This window comes from Janthinobacterium sp. ROICE36 (genome assembly GCF_002869965.1).
Classification (GTDB): Bacteria; Pseudomonadota; Gammaproteobacteria; order Burkholderiales; family Burkholderiaceae_D; genus Janthinobacterium.
Genome location: NZ_PEBS01000011.1, coordinates 64,409 through 82,374, shown reverse-complemented (window position 1 = coordinate 82,374; position 17,966 = coordinate 64,409). Strand labels below are relative to the sequence as shown.

At 61.9% G+C, this 17,966-nt stretch carries 16 protein-coding genes, 1 tRNA gene and 1 pseudogene; 5 read left to right on the top strand and 13 right to left on the bottom strand.

Features of this window, described 5'->3' with window-relative positions:
• The first annotated feature begins 2 nt into the window (after nucleotides 1-2).
• Together CSZ94_RS06930 and CSZ94_RS06925 are read left to right on the top strand one after the other, a co-directional pair.
• Entirely contained in the window at nucleotides 3-194 is a 192-nt protein-coding gene (locus tag CSZ94_RS06930) for a hypothetical protein (RefSeq protein WP_102120838.1), read from the top strand.
• Nucleotides 175-1,206: a phage integrase gene (locus tag CSZ94_RS06925; protein WP_102120837.1), complete on the top strand. Its 1,032-nt coding sequence runs from the start codon at nucleotides 175-177 to the stop codon at nucleotides 1,204-1,206. Before CSZ94_RS06930 ends, CSZ94_RS06925 begins: the two co-directional genes overlap by 20 nt.
• Nucleotides 1,207-1,288: 82 nt before the next feature.
• On the opposite strand, the gene CSZ94_RS06920 is transcribed toward CSZ94_RS06925, so the two are convergent.
• From CSZ94_RS06920 to ybiB, 7 genes are all read right to left on the bottom strand, one after another.
• A tRNA-Ile gene (locus tag CSZ94_RS06920) sits at nucleotides 1,289-1,367 on the bottom strand.
• Nucleotides 1,368-1,478: 111 nt separating this feature from the next.
• The gene (rpoD, locus tag CSZ94_RS06915; RefSeq protein ID WP_102120836.1) at nucleotides 1,479-3,719 is read right to left on the bottom strand and encodes an RNA polymerase sigma factor RpoD; all 2,241 of its coding nucleotides are present in this window, start codon (nucleotides 3,717-3,719) and stop codon (nucleotides 1,479-1,481) included.
• A 464-nt stretch (nucleotides 3,720-4,183) separates the two neighbouring features.
• On the bottom strand, nucleotides 4,184-5,980 hold the full coding sequence (dnaG, locus tag CSZ94_RS06910; protein ID WP_102120835.1) for a DNA primase: 1,797 nt from the start codon (nucleotides 5,978-5,980) through the stop codon (nucleotides 4,184-4,186).
• 129 nt (nucleotides 5,981-6,109) lie between these two features.
• Nucleotides 6,110-6,562, bottom strand: a complete 453-nt coding sequence (locus tag CSZ94_RS06905; RefSeq protein ID WP_058049818.1) for a GatB/YqeY domain-containing protein — start codon at nucleotides 6,560-6,562, stop codon at nucleotides 6,110-6,112.
• Between the two features lie 201 nt (nucleotides 6,563-6,763).
• Nucleotides 6,764-6,976, bottom strand: a complete 213-nt coding sequence (gene rpsU / locus CSZ94_RS06900; protein WP_008451879.1) for a 30S ribosomal protein S21 — start codon at nucleotides 6,974-6,976, stop codon at nucleotides 6,764-6,766.
• Between the two features lie 162 nt (nucleotides 6,977-7,138).
• The gene (locus tag CSZ94_RS06895; protein WP_102120834.1) at nucleotides 7,139-8,353 is read right to left on the bottom strand and encodes an NAD(P)/FAD-dependent oxidoreductase; all 1,215 of its coding nucleotides are present in this window, start codon (nucleotides 8,351-8,353) and stop codon (nucleotides 7,139-7,141) included.
• A 56-nt stretch (nucleotides 8,354-8,409) separates the two neighbouring features.
• On the bottom strand, nucleotides 8,410-9,402 hold the full coding sequence (gene ybiB, locus CSZ94_RS06890; protein ID WP_102120833.1) for a DNA-binding protein YbiB: 993 nt from the start codon (nucleotides 9,400-9,402) through the stop codon (nucleotides 8,410-8,412).
• A 159-nt stretch (nucleotides 9,403-9,561) separates the two neighbouring features.
• On the opposite strand from ybiB, the gene CSZ94_RS06885 reads away from it, so the two are divergent.
• Nucleotides 9,562-10,272, top strand: coding sequence for a hypothetical protein (locus CSZ94_RS06885; protein WP_146009754.1), 711 nt, complete (start codon nucleotides 9,562-9,564; stop codon nucleotides 10,270-10,272).
• Nucleotides 10,269-11,330 (top strand): 3-deoxy-7-phosphoheptulonate synthase, encoded by a 1,062-nt coding sequence (locus CSZ94_RS06880; protein ID WP_102120831.1) that lies wholly within the window; start codon nucleotides 10,269-10,271, stop codon nucleotides 11,328-11,330. Before CSZ94_RS06885 ends, CSZ94_RS06880 begins: the two co-directional genes overlap by 4 nt.
• Nucleotides 11,331-11,383: 53 nt before the next feature.
• Here the strand turns inward: CSZ94_RS06880 and CSZ94_RS06875 are convergent, their stop codons facing one another.
• On the bottom strand, nucleotides 11,384-11,794 hold the full coding sequence (locus CSZ94_RS06875; protein ID WP_146009753.1) for a nitrite reductase (NAD(P)H) small subunit: 411 nt from the start codon (nucleotides 11,792-11,794) through the stop codon (nucleotides 11,384-11,386).
• Nucleotides 11,795-12,004: 210 nt separating this feature from the next.
• Here CSZ94_RS06875 and tsaD point away from each other — a divergent pair, with 210 nt between their 5' ends.
• The gene (tsaD, locus tag CSZ94_RS06870; protein ID WP_102120829.1) at nucleotides 12,005-13,045 is read left to right on the top strand and encodes a tRNA (adenosine(37)-N6)-threonylcarbamoyltransferase complex transferase subunit TsaD; all 1,041 of its coding nucleotides are present in this window, start codon (nucleotides 12,005-12,007) and stop codon (nucleotides 13,043-13,045) included.
• On the opposite strand, the gene eutC is transcribed toward tsaD, so the two are convergent.
• The 5 genes and pseudogenes from eutC to CSZ94_RS06845 form a co-directional block, all read right to left on the bottom strand.
• The gene (eutC, locus tag CSZ94_RS06865; RefSeq protein WP_102120828.1) at nucleotides 13,046-13,819 is read right to left on the bottom strand and encodes an ethanolamine ammonia-lyase subunit EutC; all 774 of its coding nucleotides are present in this window, start codon (nucleotides 13,817-13,819) and stop codon (nucleotides 13,046-13,048) included.
• A gap of 10 nt (nucleotides 13,820-13,829) precedes the next feature.
• Nucleotides 13,830-15,217: pseudogene (locus tag CSZ94_RS06860) on the bottom strand (ethanolamine ammonia-lyase subunit EutB).
• Nucleotides 15,218-15,251: 34 nt separating this feature from the next.
• Entirely contained in the window at nucleotides 15,252-16,715 is a 1,464-nt protein-coding gene (locus tag CSZ94_RS06855) for a TIGR01777 family oxidoreductase (protein ID WP_102120827.1), read from the bottom strand.
• Nucleotides 16,712-17,356 (bottom strand): DUF4166 domain-containing protein, encoded by a 645-nt coding sequence (locus CSZ94_RS06850; protein WP_180977385.1) that lies wholly within the window; start codon nucleotides 17,354-17,356, stop codon nucleotides 16,712-16,714. The genes CSZ94_RS06855 and CSZ94_RS06850 overlap by 4 nt, the downstream gene beginning before the upstream one ends.
• Nucleotides 17,353-17,907: a GbsR/MarR family transcriptional regulator gene (locus tag CSZ94_RS06845; RefSeq protein WP_102120825.1), complete on the bottom strand. Its 555-nt coding sequence runs from the start codon at nucleotides 17,905-17,907 to the stop codon at nucleotides 17,353-17,355. Before CSZ94_RS06845 ends, CSZ94_RS06850 begins: the two co-directional genes overlap by 4 nt.
• Between the last annotated feature and the right edge of the window lie 59 nt (nucleotides 17,908-17,966).

Sequence of the window (17,966 nt, the reverse complement as noted above, 5' to 3'; positions counted from 1 at the left end):
ACATGGAAAATTCAATCGAACCAGTCAATCTAACCGGGCAGGAATTGAATCAAGATGAAATCATTTTCCCGTTGCAAATAGCGGAACGCTACAACGTCATCGACGGTAAGTTTTACGACAAAACAACAAACGCGCTGGCATTTGAAGTCGTTGGCAACAAGATCGTGCAGAACAATGACAATCAAAGCAGTTAGGACCGGCTGGCAGGTCAACATCCAACCTGGCGGCCGTTCTGGGAAGCGAGTAAAGAAGACATTCCCGACCAAGGCAGAAGCGCTCGCTTGGGAGCGCCACATTCAAGCCAAAGTGCAGGAAACGCCAGAATGGTCGCCGCCAAAAAAAGATCAGCGAAAATTATCTGATCTTGTCGATATTTGGTATCGCCATCATGGTTCTGGATTACGAGCCGGAGCCGACACGCACCGTCGATTGTTAGCGATGTGCGCCGCAATGGGCGATCCTCGTAGCGACCTGTTCACAGCGGACCAATTCGCGGAATATCGCGCTCAACGAATTGTTGAAGGCCTCACGCCAAACAACATGAACCGTGAGCATGCGTACCTTCGAGCAGTCTTCAATGAACTAATCCGATTGAACCATTGGAAGAAGGATAACCCTCTGAAAAAATTGAGGGCGTTCAAGATACAGGAGCGCGAGCTGTCGTACCTTGCGAAAGCCCAAATTGCCCGGTTGCTCGACGAACTGGAGAAAGCCCAAAATCCACACGTCGCCTTGATAGCAAAGGTGTGCCTATCGACTGGCGCGAGATGGGGCGAGGCGGAAGCATTACGCATAACTCAGGCCCGCAGCGGTGTCATCCAGTTCGTTCAAACAAAATCAAGCAAGGCTCGCGGCGTCCCGATAACAAAAGACCTCGAAGCCGCCTTGAAAAAGCACTACAAGGCGCATGGCGGTCATGACAACAATGCCGAGTCCGACGACGAGAGAATCTTCGCAACCGCTTACAGCGCATTCCGGGACGGTCTGAAGCGATCCGAACTGAAGCTGCCTGCCGGTCAATTGACACACATCCTGCGGCACACATTTGCGAGCCATTTCATAATCAATGGCGGCAACATATTGGCGCTACAAAAAGTCCTCGGCCACCAAAGTTTGGCGATGACCATGCGTTACGCTCACCTCTCACCGGAACACCTACAAGAGACGCGGCAGTTGAACCCGATTTCCGCGCTAAATCTCGGTTGAACTTCCGTTGAACCTTTTCCGAATTTAAAATAAAAAAAGGGGCTGCAAGTAATCGCAACCCCTTGTTTTTATTGATTAATTTTGGTGGGCCTCCCGTGAGTCGAACACGGCACCAACGGATTATGAGTCCGCTGCTCTAACCAAGCATGAGCTAGAGGCCCAAGGGGGACTGCGGCGTGGCGGCGTTATTGACACCCGCCTCGCGCGGCCGTTTTGGAAACGGACACGCGAGGATAGGGGTATCAGCGGCGCACGTCAAGCCCTATTGGCTTCTAGTTGGCTTCCAAGAAGCTTTTCAGCTTGTCGGAACGCGATGGGTGGCGCAGCTTGCGCAGCGCCTTGGCTTCGATCTGGCGGATGCGCTCGCGCGTCACGTCAAATTGCTTGCCCACTTCTTCCAGAGTATGGTCGGTGGACATTTCGATGCCGAAACGCATGCGCAGCACTTTCGCTTCGCGTGGCGTCAGGGAATCGAGCACGTCCTTGACCACGCCCCGCATGGACGCGTGCAGCGCTGCGTCGGCGGGCGCCAGGGTGTTGTTGTCCTCGATGAAGTCGCCCAGGTGGGAATCGTCGTCGTCGCCGATCGGCGTTTCCATCGAGATCGGTTCCTTGGCGATTTTCATGATCTTGCGGATTTTGTCCTCGGGCATTTCCATCTTGATCGCCAGGGTGGCCGGATCGGGTTCCGCGCCCGTTTCCTGCAGGATCTGGCGCGAGATCCGGTTCATCTTGTTGATCGTCTCGATCATGTGCACGGGAATGCGGATCGTGCGCGCCTGGTCGGCGATCGAGCGCGTGATGGCCTGGCGTATCCACCAGGTGGCATAGGTCGAGAACTTGTAGCCACGACGGTACTCGAACTTGTCGACAGCCTTCATCAGGCCGATATTGCCTTCCTGGATCAGGTCGAGGAATTGCAGGCCCCGGTTCGTGTATTTCTTGGCGATCGAAATAACCAGGCGCAAGTTGGCCTCCGTCATTTCGCGCTTGGCCTTGCGCGCCTTCATTTCACCGGCCGCCATCTGGCGGTTGATGTTGCGCAAGTCCGGCAGCGGCAAGACGACGCGCGCCTGCAGGTCGATCAGGCGCTGCTGCAGTTCCTTGACGGTCGGAATGTTGCGGCCCAGGATGGCGCTGTACGCGTGCCCTGCGTTGACTTCGCCATCGACCCAGTCCAGATTGGTTTCATTGCCCGGGAAGACCTTGATGAAGTGGGCGCGCGGCATGCCGCAGCGGTTCACGGCCACGTCGAGTATCTGTTTCTCGATATGGCGCACTTCATCGACCTGGCCGCGCAGGGTGTCGCACAGCTTTTCCACCACCTTGGCCGTGAAGCGGATGCCCAGCAGTTCTTGCGAAATGGCTTCCTGCGCCTTGGCGTAGGGCTTGGAGTTGTAGCCTTCTTTTTCGAAAGCGCGGCGCATCTTGTCGAACTGCTGCGAAATGACGGCAAATTTTTCCAGCGCCGTCCGCTTCAGGGTTTCCAGCTGCTCGGCCGAGAAGCCGGCCGCGCCGGAAGCGTTCGCCTCTTCCTCTTCTTCGACTTCCTCTTCTTCAGTTTCGCCTTCTTCCTCGTCTTCTTCGACGGGAGCGGCCACGACAGGAGCGGCGGCGACCGGTTCGCTTTCATCGACGAGGCCGTCGACGATTTCGTCGATCTTGGTCTCTTCGTTGGCGATGCGGTCGGCGGCGGCGATGATCTCGGCGATCGTCACGGGACAGGCGGAAATGGCCTGGATCATGTCTTTCAAGCCATCTTCGATGCGCTTGGCAATCTCGATCTCGCCTTCGCGCGTCAGCAGTTCGACCGAGCCCATCTCGCGCATATACATGCGCACGGGGTCGGTGGTGCGGCCGAAATCGGAATCGACGGTCGACAATGCGGCCTCGGCCGCCGCTTCCGCCTCGTCATCGCTGGTGACAACGGCAACGTTATCGGACAACAACAAGGTTTCCGCATCGGGCGCGTGTTCGTAGACGGCGATGCCCATGTCATTGAAGGTACCGATGATGCCTTCGATGGCTTCCGGATCGACGATGTTCTCGGGCAAGTGATCGTTGATTTCCGCGTAGGTCAGGAAACCGCGTTCCTTGCCGAACTTGATCAGGGTCTTGAGTTTCTGGCGCCGGCGCTCGAGTTCTTCCTCGCTCGCTTCCGTGTCGGACGAGAACGCGTCCTTCAACAGCGCGCGCTCCTTCGCCTTGCGGTCCTTGGCCTTGGCCTTGTCGACAGCCTTCAGTTCGGCCCGCTCGACGGCGTTCAGGGCGGCGACTTCATCATTTTCTGGCTGGAATTCTTTTGGCTTGCGGCCGCGGCGGCCCGGCACTTTTACCGACGGCAAGACATAACCGGATGTATCGATGGCCGCCAGTGTGGCGGCATCGGTAGTCTGGCTGACCACGGGCGCGCTGGTCACGCGCGCTTCTGGCCGGTCGAGCGCCTTTTCGGCTTTCGTGGTAACTTTAGTGGGCTTTACAGCCGCTTTGGATTCGGGTTTCTTGATTGGCACAGGCGCTTTCGATTACACAACGACTTGCTTTACGGTGGATTAGGATAAAGTTTGCTGCCAGTTCCCTGTCTACCTGCGGGAACCACCATCTTCGAACCTGCCGACAACGCAAATTCGACACTGTTACGTTACTTACACCTCATCGGCCACGATCCGCGGGAAGCGCAGCAATTCCTGTCCACCAGCTGTTACCAGCCGCCTCGGCAGAAATTCCTGCATCGACCGCGTTGGGAGCGAGAGCCTGGCGCGGCTTGCCAGCGTCTGCGAGCCTTGCCCGCAACGCCGCAAACGCCAGTTGGCCCTGGCTGCCGACACGATCCACCGCGCCGATCAAGAGCCTAACTTACTGAAAACAAATACTATTTACGAAACAGAACTGGCTTGCCAAAGCACACAATACTTAGCATTTAATTATAGCACGCGAAAAATGTTTTTCCAGTGCGCGCCATACCCCCAGAGCAAGATTAGCGATTCACCAACTCAGCATCACGCTCGCGCTCCAGCTCGCCTTGCTCCTGCATGATTTCGCGGTAGCGTACACCAATTTTCTCGGATGGCAAACCCGACGCAAACAATTGCTGCAATTCCGCCTTCAAGGCATTCAATTTGATCTCGCGGATGGTGCTGACCAGCCACGACAATTCGCTGTCGTAATCGGATTCCGTGCCGGCCGCGATCTCGCCGATGATCTCATCGTATTCGCTGCCCAACTCCTTCAATTGCTGCGCCAGCGCAGCAAAACTGCCATGCTCGCCCAGCGCCTGGCCCACGGCCACCAGTTGTCCCAGGCTGTGCGCCGCGTCCGGCCCCAGATGCTGGAAAGCGGTCAGGGCAGCCTCGTCGATACGCATGGTCAGGGGCGGATGCGCCACCAGCATGCGCATGATCTTCAATTCCAGGCCCACGGGCACGGGGCGGCCCGATTTCGGCGGCGCGCGACGCGCCACGGCAACGGGCTTGGCCAGCTCAAACAGGGCTTCGATCTCGGCTGGCGTGGACTGCGTCAGCTGCGCCAGGCCGCGCACGATCTGCAAACGCAAGGACGATGGCGCCATCAGTTGCAGCAGGGGCTTGGCGTCGAACTGCACGCGGGCGCGCCCTTCCGGTTCCGACAAATCATGCTCGCCCGACACTTCTTTCAGCAAAAATTGCGACAGCGGCATGGCTTCATGCACTTGCTGCTCAAAACCTTCGGTACCGAATTCGCGGATATAACTGTCCGGATCATGTTCCGACGGCAAGAACAGGAATTTGATGGTTTTATTGTCCGACACGTGGGCCAGGCTCGCTTCCAGCGCGCGACGCGCGGCGCGGCGGCCAGCCTTGTCGCCGTCGAAGCTGAAAATCACATTATCGGTCTGGCGCAGCAGTTTTTGCACGTGGGTGGGCGTGCACGCCGTACCCAGGGTGGCCACGGCTTGCGGAAAACCCATCTGCGCCAGCGCCACCACGTCCATGTAACCTTCCGTCACCAGCACATAGCCGGCATCGCGTATGGCCTGGCGCGCCTCGAACAAGCCATATAGTTCGAAACCCTTGGAAAACAAGGGGGTTTCCGGCGAGTTCAGATATTTCGGTTCACCATGGTCGAGCACGCGGCCGCCAAAGGCGATGACCTGGCCCTTGGTATTGCGAATCGGAAACATGATGCGTTCGCGGAAACGGTCATAGCGCTTGCGGTTATTACCCTCTTCATCGACCTTGTCGATTACCAGGCCCGCTTCGGCCAGGGCCAGCACATCGTAATCGGGGAAGACGGAGCGCAAGTTGTCCCAGCCGCCGGGCGCGAAACCCATGCCGAAGCGAGCGGCCACTTCGCCCGTCAAGCCCCGGTTCTTCAGGTAGGCGATGGCTTCCGGCGCGTGGCGCAATTGCCCCCGGTAATAATCACACGCCTGCGTCATGGCGTCGGACAGGGCCATGCTTTGCGCCTGGATCTGCGCGCGCTGGGCTGGCGGGATCTTGTCGTCCGCTTCCGGCACCACCATGCCCACGTTCTGCGCCAGATCCTTGACGGCATCGACAAAGCCCATGCCCGAGTACTCGATCAGGAAACCGATCGACGTGCCATGCGCGCCACAGCCGAAACAGTGATAGAACTGCTTGGTGGGGCTGACGGTAAAGCTGGGCGATTTTTCACTGTGGAACGGGCACAAACCCATGAAATTGGCGCCACCTTTTTTCAGTTGCACATAGCGGCCCACGACATCGACGATATCGACGCGGTTGAGCAAATCGGAAATGAAGGATTGAGGTATCACTGGCGAGGGCGGGTCTTGTTGTAGGTCAGACTATACTACCGCACGTGGCCTGAGGTTGAGCCAGGTCAACGTGTGGGCGATTGAGCGACTGCCAGCATGGGCCGGCAGCCGATTACTACTATTGTATGCTTACGCTGCTGGCGTCAAGGCTTTCTTGACCAGGGCGGACACCACGGTCATGTCGGCGCGGCCTGCCAGCTTCGGCTTGACGATGGCCATCACCTTACCCATGTCTTGCGGACCAGCGGCGCCCGAGGCGGCCACGGCGGCAGCCACTTCGGCCGCCACTTCCTCATCCGACAGGCCGGCAGGCATGTAGCCCGCCAGGTGCACCAGTTCGGCTTTTTCAATGTCGGCCAGATCGGCACGGCCACCCGCTTCGAACTGGGTGATCGAATCCTTGCGCTGCTTGATCATTTTTTCCACGATGGCCGTCACGTGGGCATCCGTCAATTCGATGCGCTCGTCGACTTCCTTGCGCTTGATTTCCGCCAGCAACAGGCGAATCGTGCCCAGCTTGCCCGCTTCCTTGGCGCGCATGGCGTTTTTCATGTCTTCGGTAATTTGTTCTTTCAAGCTCATGGCAATCCTCGTGTTGGTAAGTGGTAATGGGACTCGATGCTCGTGCGCGCGGACCAAGCAGGCGGCCACAAAAGCGAAAACCCGCTGCGGCGAACCGGAGCGGGCATGCGACTCATCTGAAGTATCACTCCAGGCGAATCAAAACAAAACCCGTGGCGAACAATGCGCCGAACTACCCGGGTTGGTTCTGACTGAACAGTCTTAGAATAATTTTTTCGGCAGTTGTTGGCTGCGGATGCGTTTGTAATGACGCTTTACAGCAGCTGCCAGCTTGCGCTTGCGCTCAGCTGTTGGCTTTTCGTAGAATTCGCGTGCGCGCAATTCGGTCAGCAGACCCGTTTTTTCGATGGTGCGTTTGAAGCGACGCATTGCGACTTCGAACGGCTCGTTTTCTTTAAGGCGAATAGTGGTCATGTAAAATTCAAACCGTTGAGGTGGTGTATAGGAAGAGATAGATAGTAGCAGCTTTTATTCGGAAAGGGAAGCCCCTCCCCACTTGCGTGCGGCATGCAGCCTGCGATCACTGCCGGAATGTGGCGTAAACCACGCACCGGGGACCCCATATTACAGAGTAGCTTATTGCAAGGCAATACCTGCCGCGACGCCGGAAGCCCAGGCCCACTGGAAGTTGTAGCCGCCCAACCATCCCGTCACGTCGACCGATTCGCCGATGAAATACAGGCCCGGCACTTTACTGGCCATCATGGTCTGCTGCGACAGCTCGCGCGTATCGATGCCGCCGCGCGTCACTTCCGCCTTGCGGTAGCCTTCCGAGCCGTCCGGCACGATGGACCAGGCATTGATGGCCTGCCCCAGCTTGCGCAGCTGGGCGTCGGGCATGTCGGCGATGCGCGCGTCCGGCGCCAGGCCGTTGACGGCCAGCAAGCAGTCGGCCAGGCGCTGCGGCAACCACTGCGCGACGATATTGCCCAGCTGCTTCTTCAAGGTGCCCTTGCCTTCGATCAAGGTTTGCGCCACGTCCACTTCCGGCAACAAGTTGATGACGATGGGCGTGCCGGGCAGCCAGTAACTGGAAATCTGCAGGATCGCCGGACCGGACAGGCCGCGGTGGGTGAACAGCAAATCCTCGCGGAAACGCGCGCCGCTTGCCTTGCGGCCTTTCAGGCTGCCCGTCTCCACATCCACTTCCAGCGCGATGCCGGATAGTTCCGCGAATGGCGCCCAACTGGCCGCATCGAACGTCAGCGGCACCAGGGCCGGACGCGGTTCGACCATCGTCAGGTCGAACTGTTTGGCGATGCGGTAGGCAAAATCCGTGGCGCCGATCTTCGGGATCGACAGGCCGCCCGTGGCGATGACGATGCTGGCCGTCTCGATGTCGCCGCTATCGGTCTGCAGCACGAAGCCGCCATCATCTTGCTGGACAACATGATCGATCTTGCACGGCATGCGCCAATGCACGCCGCCAGCGGCGCACTCGTCCTTGAGCATGTCGATGATCAGCTCGGCCGATTCAGTGCAAAACAGCTGGCCCTTGTGCTTTTCGTGGTAGCCGATCCGGTATTTTTTCACCAGCGCAAGGAAATCCTGCGGCGTGTAGCGCGACAGCGCGCTCTTGCAGAAATGCGGGTTTTCCGAGAGGAAATTTTGCGGGGTGGCGTTAATATTGGTGAAATTGCACCGTCCACCACCCGAGATGCGGATCTTTTCGGCCAGCTTGGCCGCGTGATCGATCAACACCACACGCTTGCCCTGCTGGGCGGCAACAGCCGCACACATCATGCCGGCCGCGCCCGCGCCGATCACTGCCACATCAAATTGTTTTGCCATAAGAATTCCGCTCACCGCTCATTACAAAGACGCCATTGTAAACTGCGACGACGCGGCTAGCGCGCCCGTGCTGCAATCTGCCGCGATGCCATCAGGCATTGCTCCACCTGTTCGGCAATCGACGGCGGTACGGGCACCTCGCCGCGCAGCACGGCAGCGATCCAGGCGGCCGTGGTGGCTGCATCGCGCTCGGCCGGCAGATGCGGCAACGCTTCCACCAGCGCCTGTTTTTCCACCAGCACCGTACGCTCAGCGCCATGGAACCAGTCGATCTGCTGCGCCTTGTTGGCGTTGGCTACCGTCTCGCCTTCCGTGCCGCGCATCAGGAATGCGTCGCCGCGCGCAGGATCAGAGGCAGTCAGGAAATATTCACCGAGCATTTCCAGGTATTCCGGGTGCGTGTACGACACCAGGCGCAGGGCGGGCCCGGCGAAGGGCTGCATGATTTTCACCAGCGTATGCGTGGAATTGCGCACCCCCAACACGCGCCGCAGCGACAGCATGTGTGCCAGGCGCGGCGCCAGTGACGCTATGGGCAGGAAGGCCGCTTCCCCGCGCGCCATGGCGGCTTCGGCTTGCGCGTGGTCTGGCGAGGCCGGCACGCCCAGCGCGGCCAGCACTGCGGCCGTGGTGATGCGGCCCGGGTCGCTGGTGACGCCATGCACGAGCACGGGGGCGCCCGCGCGCGCCAGCAGCAGCGCCAGCAAGGCCGTCAGGTTGGCCATCTTGCGTGCCCCGTTGTAGCTGGGAATGATGATCGGGGAAAATTCACCGGCCGGCGCGGCCAGCGGGACAAACGACGCTTCGGCCGCGTCGAGGAAGCCGGCGATCTCGTCCACCGACTCGCCCTTGATGCGCATGGATAACAAAATGCCACCCAGTTCCAGGTCCGACACGCGGCCCTCGAGCATGGCGCGGTACAGGGCGCGGGCGTCAGTGCGCGTCATGCTGCGCGCGCCGTTCTTGCCGCGTCCTATTTCTTTGATGAAACGTGCGGCGGGAAATGGCTCTCCGGCCACATCGGTATGGGGGATGGATACAGTCGTCATGGCGCCAGCTTACACGGATTTTTTCCCGTGCAGACAGGCTGATGGACGGCGCAGGCGCCGATGCAACAGTCTTTTCAACATATTTCTTTAAGGAATGTGCAGCGCGACCGCATCCAAACGCGCTGCCGCTACGTATATGACTGCACGGGAGGACTCATCATGGAACACGCGATCAAACAGGAAAGCGCCTTCGTTGGCATCGAAGTGAGCAAGCTGCTGCTGAAAGCCGTGCTGCTCTCGGGCGGCGAAGTACTGTGCAAGGTGCTGGAAAATGACCTCGCAGGCTACCGCTGGCTGCGTAGCTGGCTGCAAAGGAACGACGTCACCATCATGGGCTTGCGCGTCTGCCTGCGCCTGGATGCACCGCACAGCGAGGTCGCCGCCTGCGTGCTGGCCGAGATGGGCATGCTGGTCTGCGATGCCGAAGCGGGCCCGCTGGAAGCGTATGCGCGCGGCTGCGGCTTGCCCGACGGCGCGGCGCGCAGCGCCGTAGTGCTGGCCAATTACTGCGAAGACAAGCGCCCCGCGCGCTGGACGCCATCCTCGCCCGCCTACGTGGAGCTGCACCTGTGGCTGCGCCGCCTGCACGCCATCATCGGCGTGCGCCAGCAGGAGTCGGCGCGCCTCAATGTATACCTGCGGGCCGGCCAGCATGCGCTGCATGCCCTCGTGCGCCAGCAGATCGCCTGCCTGGACGCACAGATACGCCAGCACGAGGCAGCGATACTCGAGCATGTGCGGCGTGCCGGCCCTGCCATAAATACAACTGATGCATTCCCGTTTTGGCCCCATCCCCGCCGCCAGGCCGCATTTCCGCTACACTATTGCCTCTTAAAGAACGCAATAGCGAAAGCCGAGCCAGAATCATGAATACGCCAGACATCGAAAATATCAACGTCACCTCCTTCGCGCCCATGCCGACACCGGCCGAGCTGCACGCCAAACTGCCGCTGTCGGAGAGCGCCTTCGACACCGTCAGCCGTGGCCGCGAAGCGCTGCGCAACATCATCGACCGCAAGGACCAGCGCCTGTTCGTCGTCGTCGGCCCATGCTCGATCCACGACCCCGTCGCCGGCCTCGATTACGCGCACCGCCTGAAGGCGCTACAAGAGGAAGTCAAGGATACGATGCTGCTGGTGATGCGCGTGTATTTCGAAAAACCGCGTACCACCACGGGCTGGAAGGGCTACATCAACGACCCGTACATGGACGATTCTTTCAAGGTTAACGAAGGCATGGAAAAGGCGCGCCGCTTCCTGCTCGACGTGTGCGAACTGGGCTTGCCCACCGCAACCGAAGCGCTGGACCCGATCTCACCGCAATACCTGGGCGACCTGATCGCCTGGACAGCCATCGGCGCGCGCACCACCGAATCGCAGACGCACCGCGAAATGTCGTCCGGCCTGTCGACGCCGGTCGGCTTCAAGAACGGCACCGATGGCGACATCAGCATTGCGGTCAACGCGATCTTGTCGTCGGCCCACCCGCACTCCTTCCTGGGCATTAACGCCGAAGGCAATGTGGCCATCGTGCGCACGCGCGGTAACGCGTATGGCCACGTGGTGCTGCGCGGCGGCGACGGCCGCCCGAACTACGATTCGGTCTCGATCGCCATCGCCGAACAGGCGCTGGCCAAAGCCAAGCTGCCGGCCAACCTGGTGGTCGACTGCTCGCACGCGAACAGCTATAAAAAGCCGGAACTGCAGCCGTTGGTGATGGCCGACGTGGTCAACCAGATCTGCCAGGGCAACCACTCGCTGGTGGGCGTGATGATCGAATCGAACATCGTCAGCGGCAACCAGAAGATCCCGCAAGACCTGTCGCAACTGACCTACGGCTGCTCCGTCACCGACGGCTGCATCGACTGGGACACGACGGCCACCATGCTGCGCGACGCGCATGCGCACTTGTTAAGCCGCCCGGCGTAAGCCTCGCGCGGATACGAAAAACGGCGCCCTGTGCGCCGTTTTTGCCTTTCCCTTCACACTGCCACCTGCACATGCGGCAGCACGGCGAACGATCCCGCCAGCGCCTGTTCGGCCTTGCTGGCCGGGATATTGAGTTCATTCACGTCCAGGTAGATGCGCCCGTCCATGATGCGCACGGCGTAACGGCGCGCCATGCCCTGCACGGGTGCCACCAGGCGGCCCGAATCGAGCTCGATGATCCAGCTGTTCTTCGGCCCCATCAGGTTTTTCTCCATGAGCACCCCGTGCGCCAGCGGGCCGCCCAGGCAAGGCACCGTGTCGAGCAGCGCGTACACCGTATCGTCAGCCGCGCGGAACAGCGCCACGCCCGGCAAGTCCTGCCACGCCAGTCCCCGCTGCACCATGCGCGCGCCCGCCAGCGGCATATCCTTCAGGCGGCAAATCATTTTCCATTGTTCTGGCATCGCGAACTCCCGTGAAAAAGGCACACGTTTGCATAAGCAAGAGCGGTGCCAGTGTCGGCACAGGCGAGAAATGGCCAAAATGCGCGGCAAAACCTGCCCGCGCCGCACTGCGCAAGTGCACACTGCCGCCGAAATGGTGCGCCGGCCGCACGGTGGAATGCCCGGCTTTCCTTTACAATGACGGATTACTCCTCCCTATTTAGCACCTTCATGATTGTTCTTGGCGTCGAATCCTCCTGTGACGAAACCGGCCTGGCCTTGTACGACACGCAACGCGGCCTGCTGTCGCACGCCCTCTATTCGCAAGTCGCCATGCACGAGCAATATGGCGGCGTAGTGCCGGAACTGGCGTCGCGCGACCATATCCGCCGCGCCATCCCGTTGCTGGAAGAGACCCTGGCGAAGGCCGGCATCACCCTGCCCGAAATCGACGCCATCGCCTACACGCAAGGTCCGGGACTGGCCGGCGCGTTGCTGGTGGGTTCCTCCGTCGCCTGCAGCCTGGGCCTGGCCATCAACAAGCCGGTGCTGGGCATCCATCACCTGGAAGGCCATCTGCTGTCGCCGTTGCTGGCGTCCGAGCCGCCGGAGTTCCCCTTCATCGCGCTGCTGGTGTCGGGCGGCCACACGCAGCTGATGCGCGTCGATGGCGTGGGCCAGTACACCATGCTGGGCGAAACGCTCGATGATGCGGCCGGCGAGGCGTTCGACAAGTCGGCCAAGCTGCTGGGACTCGGTTATCCGGGCGGCCCCGCCATTTCGCGCCTGGCCGAATTCGGCGACCCGCTGGCCTACAAGCTGCCACGCCCGATGCTGCATTCGAAGGATTTCAATTTCAGTTTCTCCGGGCTGAAGACGGCCGTGTTGACGGTGGTGAAGAAGCACGAAGAAAAAGTCATCGCCAACATCTGCGAGCAGGACAAGGCGAATATCGCACGCGGCTTCGTCGACGCCATCGTCGACGTGCTGACGGCCAAATGCGTGGCGGCCCTCAAGCACACGGGCTTGAAACGCCTGGTGATCGCCGGCGGCGTGGGCGCCAACGCGCAGCTGCGCGCTTCGCTCAACGCGGCCGCCGCCAAGAAGCGTTTCAAGGTGTATTACCCGGAGCTGGAATTCTGTACCGATAACGGCGCCATGATCGCCTTCGCGGGCGCCATGCGCCTGCAAATCAACCCGCAGGCCGCCAAGTACGATTACTCGTTCAATGTGCGCCCGCGCTGGCCGCTGGACGACATCCGCGAAATCTGATCACTCCAGCAGGAAATTGCGCGCGCCCGCCAGGGTCGCGCGCTCTTCCACCGTTTCATCCTTCAATGCCACACCCGACAGCTGCCGGCTGAATGCCTGCGACAGCAGGTAGTGCAGCCGGTACGCGGCCGGCACATACGCCAAGCCTTGCAGGCGCACGTTCGAGATGCAGTTGCGGCGCTCGTCCAGCAAGCCCACTCGGGGTGCCCACGTCAGGTACAGGCCCAGGCTGTCCGGGGAACTCAGGCCAGGCCGCTCGCCGATCAGCACCAGAACAGCGCGCGCCTTCAATAACTCCCCCACCTCGTCGCCGATGGCCACTCGCCCCTGCGCCACGAGCATCACCGGCGAGAGCGTCCACGCTTCCAGCGCCAGCCGTTCGCGCAAGGCAGCCAAGAATGGCGCCGCGTGGCGCTGCACGGCCAGCGCCGACAGGCCGTCGGCCGCCACCAGCGCCAGGTCCACGCCCGTAGCGCCGGCCGCCAGGCGCGCGCGCGAAGCGTCGTCGAGCCGGCGCCCCAGGTCGGGCCGCTGCAGGTAGATGGCGCGCGTGGCGGCGGCGCTGTGCAGCTGCACGCAGTCTTGCCCCTGCGCGGCCAATACGCGTGTCAGGGCATGGCCATCGAGTTCCAGGTGCACGGCGTCGCGCGCCTGCGCGTGGGCCAGCTGAAACGCCAACTGCGCACTGGTCGGCACGCTCACGCCGCGGCGTCCCAGCGCGATGCGCGCCGCCGTATGCGCGCGCAGGGCCTGCCAAGGTTGGTTCCCGTCCATGCGTTCCTCCCTAGTCGCCCAGGCGCAGCAGGGCCGCCTGGAAGGCCGGCGCCAGCGCCATCTTCAGGCGGCCCTGCGCATCCGTGATCTGCGTGCGCGCCAGCCAGGCCTCGAATTCGGGCGCCGGACGCAAGCCCAGCACGCGGCGCGCATACAGGGCGTCGTGGAACGAGGTGCTCTGGTAGCCGAGCATGATGTCGTCCGCGCCCGGCACGCCCATGATGAAATTACAGCCGGCCACGCCCAGCATGGCCAGCAAGGCATCCATGTCGTCCTGGTCGGCCTCGGCATGGTTGGTGTAGCACACGTCGCAGCCCATGGGCAGTCCTAGCAGCTTGGCGCAGAAATGGTCTTCCAGCCCCGCGCGCATGATCTGCTTGCCGTCGTACAGGTATTCGGGGCCAATGAAACCCACCACCGAATTGACCAGCAGCGGTTGATACGCACGCGCCACCGCGTACGCGCGCGCCTCGCACGTTTGCTGGTCCATGCCGTGGTGCGCGCCGGCCGACAGGGCGCTGCCCTGCCCCGTCTCGAAATACATGACGTTGTTGCCCACCGTGCCGCGCCCCAGCGACAGGGCCGCCGCCCGCCCCTCGGCCAGTAGCGACATGTCGATGCCAAAGCTGCGGTTGGCCGCCTGCGTGCCCGCCACAGACTGGAACACCAGGTCGATAGGCGCGCCGCGGCGTATCGCTTCGAGCGTATTGGTGATGTGCGTGAGCACGCAGGACTGGGTGGGTATTTGATACTGGTCAATGACGGCGTCGAGCAAGTGCAGCAGCGAGACCACCTGCGCCACATTGTCTGTGGCGGGATTGATGCCGATCACGGCGTCGCCGCTGCCCAGCAGCAGGCCATCGAGGAGGGAGGCGGCGATGCCCGTGGCGTCGTCCGTCGGGTGGTTCGGTTGCAATCGCGTGGACAAGCGGCGCGCCATGCCCAGGGTAGTGCGAAAAGCCGTGACGACCCTGCACTTGCGGGCCACCAGCACCAGGTCCTGCAAGCGCATCAGTTTGGAGACGGCCGCCGCCATTTCCGGCGTGATGCCGGCGGCACGCCGGCCAGCACCGCCGTATCAGTCGCGTCATCGAGCAGCCAGTCGCGAAAGTCGCCCACGCACAAGTGGGAAATGGGCGCAAAGGCGACGCGCGCATGCGAGTCGATGATCAGGCGCGTGACTTCATCGTCTTCGTAGGGCAGCAGCGCCTCGTTGAGGAACAGCGATAGCGGCACTTCGGCCAGCGCCAGCTGCGCCGCCACCCGTTCCCGCGCGCTGGCGGCCGCCACGCCTGCCAGCACATCGCCCGAACGCAGCGGCGTGGCCTTCGCCAGCAGCTCCTTCAGGCTGGCGAACTGGTAAACATGGCTGTCTATCGTGTGGCTGAAGCGCGGCATGGTTCGGTTCCTCCAATCCTCATTCTACGCCAGGCTACAGGCTGCGCAACGCCCCTTCCAGTTGAGGATGGCGGAAAACAAAACCATCGGCCAGCAAGCGGCGCGGGGCGACCCTTTGGCCTTCCACCAGCAAGTCGGCTTGCTCGCCCAGCAAGGCGCGCATGACGAAGGCCGGCGTGGGCATGAAGCTGGGGCGGTGCAGCACCGCGCCCGCCACCTGGGCGAAGCGGCGCTGCTCGATGGCCTCAGGCGCGCAGAAGTTGTATGCGCCGCCCACTGCCTGCTCTTCGCTGCGGCGCGCCAAATGAGCGATGCCGCGGATGACATCGCGCACATGCACCCACGACACCCATTGCTTGCCGCTGCTGAGCGGGCCGCCCACGCCGAAGCGGATCGGCAGCAGCATCTGCGGCAGCGAACCCTGGTGGCCAAACACGAGGCCAAAGCGCATGCAGCCCACTTGCACGCCATAGCGCTCCGCCTGGCGCGCGGCCGCTTCCCATTCCTGGCATAGCTGCGACATGAAGATGGCTTGCGGCGCGCTCTCCTCCGTCAATTCCGCCGCGTCGCCCTGCGGCTGCACGCCGTAATAGCCGATGGCCGACGCGGACAGCAGCATCCGTGGCTTGTGCTGCGCGCGGCCGATCCACGCCACCAGTTCCTGCGTCAGCGTCACGCGGCTGCGGCGCAAAGCGGCCTTGCGCGCTGGCGTCCAGCGCTTTCCGACGATGCGCGCGCCGGCCAGGTTGACCACCATGTCGATGTGCTGCGTGGCCGACAGCTCGTCCAGCGCCGCGATGCAGCGCACCTGGCCATCGAAGGTCCACGCGGCCTGCTTGGGCTGGCGCGTCAGCACCGTCACCGCGTGGCCGTCGGCCAGCAAGGCGGCCACCAGTTGCTGGCCGATGAAACCCGTGGCGCCCGTCACCAGCACGGACTGCGGTGCGGCGGCAAAGCTCAAGTGCTGCTCTTTTTCTGCCCTATCCTGCACCTTGCGCCGGCCCAGCTGCCACACGGCATACGCGTCGCGCAGGCCGGACAGGCCCACGCCCACGCCGCACAGGGCCAGGAAGACGCTGAGCCAGCCATACGGCTGCCACACGAGGGCCGTCGGCAGGCTCGCCCACTCGCTGCTATTGAGCGCCAGCAGCGCGATGAAGGCGCCCGCATTGATCGCCAGCACCGTGTGCGTGACCCGCTCCGTGGCGGGCAAGAGGCGGGTCTGGTCTTCCACCACGAAATCCCACAGGGTCAGCACGATTTCCACGCCAAACACGATCACCAGCACCCAGGCCCAGGCGCCATGCCACTCCCAGGCCGCCAGGCCCACGAACAGCAGGCTGTAGATCAGGGCGCGGGTGGCATGGATGGTCAGCTCCAAGCGCGCCGAGGCCTTTTGCGGCAGCGCCTCCGTGATTTCATGGTGGTAGATGGTGTCGAAGGCGCCCAGGCAGCCTTGCGCCGCCATCAGTTGCAGGGCCAGCAAATGCGTATTCATGGTGTCTCCTTGTGTAGGGCAGGCGCCGCGCTTTCGCGGAACACGCCGACCTGGGTGAACGTGATGCCGAACAGGGCGTGGCGGATCTCGATGCGGATATTGAATTGCTGCGGCGTGTCATTGCGATGGCACAGATAGGTCTTGCCGGGCGTGAGCACGCCGGGCAACGGCAGGCGCCAGCCGAAAAGATCCCAAAAATAGCCGTCGCTGGTGAAGTGCAGGTTGCCATTCTCGACATGCAGCAGCAGCTTCATGCCCAGCCCCATGCCGACGTATTCAAGCACTTCGCCCTTCTCGCTTTCGGCCATGTAGGAGGTGAAGCGGATGGGCGCGCGCCCATGCAGGCGGTAGGTGCGCTGCTTGAAGATGTAAGGGCATCCGGGGCGCGAATAGACTTCGATATCCACGGGAAAATCGCGGTCGTCATACGGGATCAGGGCGCCATCGATGAAAGGGCGCGTGAGCCAGCCCAACACCTTGCCCAGGCGCGAGCTGGAGAGTTCACTGAGTTCGCCCCGGTAGTACAGGGGCTGGCCGGGCGCGGGATTTTTCTCGAAGCGGCGGCGGATATCCGGATGCAGGGAGAGCCACTGTTCGCCCATCACCTTCCTGAACAGTTCTCCTTCCGAGGGGCCGCTCATGATTTTCGGTGCTTGCCTGGTTTTTCTTCCGGGCTGAGGAACTTGGCCACCTTGCCGCCCATCGACAGCATGCGCTGCAGGGTCGCCGGTGGCAGGTTTTTATAGTCGCTGTAGGTGCTGCTGAGCATTTCCAGGAAGGCCAGCACTTCGCCCATGCGCGCCAGCGTTTCTGGCGGTATCGCCGCATCGTGCTCGCCTTCGATCGCGCATTCGCGCAGCACCGTCAGGGTGGGGTCGATCTCGCGCCGCTTGCGCTCTTCCATGATGACCCGGAAGATTTCCCACACATCCTGCAGGGCGACGAAGTGGTCACGCCGGTCCCCCATCACATGCGTGACGCGCGCCAGGCCCCAGCTTTGCAATTCCTTCAGGCTGTTGCTGACATTCGAGCGGGCCACGTTCAGGCTGGCCGCGATATCTTCCGCCGTCAGCGGTGCATTCGCCAGGAACAGCAGCGCGTGAATTTGCGCCACCGTGCGGTTGACGCCCCAGCGGGTGCCCATTTCGCCCCAATGGAGGATGTACTTTTGCGTGGTAGGACTCAGTTCCATGATTTTCTCTTATTTCTGTCACTACAGAAATGTAAGACGAAACGGAAACCGAGTCAAGC